Origin of the sequence: Halorhodospira abdelmalekii (genome assembly GCF_016583625.1) — a bacterium.
Classification (GTDB): domain Bacteria; phylum Pseudomonadota; class Gammaproteobacteria; order Nitrococcales; family Halorhodospiraceae; genus Halorhodospira; species Halorhodospira abdelmalekii.
In genome coordinates this window covers 1-1,864 of the sequence record NZ_NRRN01000113.1, presented here as the reverse complement: position 1 = coordinate 1,864, position 1,864 = coordinate 1, and the positions used below count along the sequence as shown (strand labels likewise).

At 58.0% G+C, this 1,864-nt stretch carries 3 protein-coding genes; 1 reads left to right on the top strand and 2 read right to left on the bottom strand.

The window, feature by feature from the left end:
* Window positions 1–225: 225 nt before the first annotated feature.
* Window positions 226–507 carry a hypothetical protein gene (locus CKO15_RS13610; protein ID WP_200197351.1) on the top strand — a complete coding sequence of 94 codons (282 nt, stop codon included), beginning with the start codon at window positions 226–228 and terminating at the stop codon, window positions 505–507.
* Here the strand turns inward: CKO15_RS13610 and CKO15_RS13605 are convergent.
* Window positions 465–803 (bottom strand): hypothetical protein, encoded by a 339-nt coding sequence (locus tag CKO15_RS13605; RefSeq protein ID WP_200197349.1) that lies wholly within the window; start codon window positions 801–803, stop codon window positions 465–467. The genes CKO15_RS13610 and CKO15_RS13605 overlap by 43 nt on opposite strands.
* Before the next feature lie 385 nt (window positions 804–1,188).
* Window positions 1,189–1,746, bottom strand: coding sequence for an IS21-like element helper ATPase IstB (istB, locus tag CKO15_RS13600; RefSeq protein ID WP_274600164.1), 558 nt, complete (start codon window positions 1,744–1,746; stop codon window positions 1,189–1,191).
* Window positions 1,747–1,864 lie beyond the last annotated feature (118 nt).

Here is a 1,864-nt window from a genome sequence, read left to right as displayed (position 1 = left end):
TTTCAACATCGGTGCTGACGTAAATTTCTAGCATGGACTCTGTTTGCTCTTGTTGATTGAGTGTCTAACTATAATCTGAATCCGTAATATCCGCCCCAGCGCTATATTTTGCACGGTGCTTGGGGGGGCCTCTAAAAACTGGCCACTGTGTGTCTATAGTCTCTGGACGTGACCGATCAGACTCGTAGAATGGATTCATCAGCATGAGCTACCGGAGACGAGGGCATGGGCAAGCATAACCGCAACTCTTTTGGTGGGGCCGTTAAACAGAGCCTTTTTGCTGCCGAGGAGCGCGAGGATCGCATCGACAAGATGGGCGATCCGCCACTGGCCATTGAGCAGGCCATCGACTCTCTGCCATCGCCGCCAGAGTTGACGAGAAGGCTCCGCGCCCGAGCCGTGCAAGTGCTCATTCCGGCGATTGTGACCGATGTTCCCACCGACACCACACTGGAGTACTTTTTCTACTCCGGTCGGTCACGATCAGTCAAATTAAGCAGGCCGTGACTGGTAGTGGCAGACCCACCTCCTTCGTTACTGCGTAACGTTATTTTCATGCCGTAGAAGTCAGCTTGTTGCGCACTAGCGAGGGTGCTGAGCACCCGGTTCGTAGCCTCATCAATGATCTGCTCCAGCAGGGCTCGCTGCGTTACGCCGTAATAGTGGGCTAGGCGTTTGAGGCCGGTCTTGGCTCCGTGGTGGGCCATCATGTTGATGCGTTCAAGCATCTCCACGTCATCATCAAACTCCTTCAGATGACGTTGGCGGTAAGCGCGTTGGCGTTGAGCGTTGGTCTTTAGCATGGCGATCTCCGTTACACTGTAACGATGCTGTGCAGGGCCACTCCTGGATCGGCCGAGCATCCGCGGTTGATTGTGGTCCCGGGGTGACCCCCTCCCCCCCTGTCGGTGCGCGCAGCCTCTCCAAGCCATCGATGCGCTGGCCTCGGGCGGCCGTACTGTGGCTGGGGAGTCGATTTTGACACGGCGACCATCGTTACGCAGTAACACCATTGTGCAAGGTACATCCGAACCGACCAAGCGCCCGTCACCGGTCGTAGATCCGGGGTAAAGTCTCCTGCCGGCGTATACAAGCCTCTCCTGGTCATCGATACATCGGCCCCAGATGGTGCCTGCTGCTGGCGGGTGCACGGTGGCTGAGTGGGGTAGTTTGACATGGCCATTTCCGTTACGCAGTAACGCTATTGTACGAAATCGCGCCACCGTCCCCTGCCTCCGCGTGGCCTTGGGACTGCTGCTTGCGCATTGATTCACCACTGAGCTTGAGCCGGTGGCCCCCGTGCAGGAGGCGGTCGAGAATGGCATCGGCGAGCGTTGCCTCGCCGATGTACTCGTGCCAATGCTCAATCGGGAGCTGACTGGCGATCAGCGAGGAGCGCCGGCCGTGGCGCTCCTCAATCACCTCCATCAGATCCTGACGCTGAGCGGCGCTCACTTTCTGCAGCCCCCAGTCGCCAAGGATCAGCAGATCCATCTTGAGTAGCCGGTTCATCAGACGAGGATAGGAGCCGTCACCATGGGCGATGCGCAGCTGCTCAAACAGCGTCGGCAAACGCAGGTAGCGTACAGAGAGCCCCTGGCGGCATGCTTGATTGCCGAGCGCACAGGCCAACCAGGTCTTGCCACAGCCAGTGGGGCCGGTGATGCAGAGGTTGTGGGCGCGGCGGATCCAGTCGCACTGCGCCAGTGCCGCCATGCTCGACTTCTCTAATCCCCGGGGGTTCAAACAGTTGCAAAAATAGATAGACGAACATGCTTGTCTATGCCAATATTCTCCGCATGAAGAGTACCAAGTTAAGCGCGTGGGCGAAACAGAAGGGGATTGCGTACCGCACGGCTTGGAA

What these genes read in the sequence shown, in the direction of transcription:
- CKO15_RS13610 (WP_200197351.1), top strand. Translation starts at nt 226, where the DNA reads ATGGGCAAGCATAACCGCAACTCTTTTGGTGGGGCCGTTAAACAGAGC.
- CKO15_RS13605 (WP_200197349.1), bottom strand. Translation starts at nt 803, where the DNA reads ATGCTAAAGACCAACGCTCAACGCCAACGCGCTTACCGCCAACGTCAT.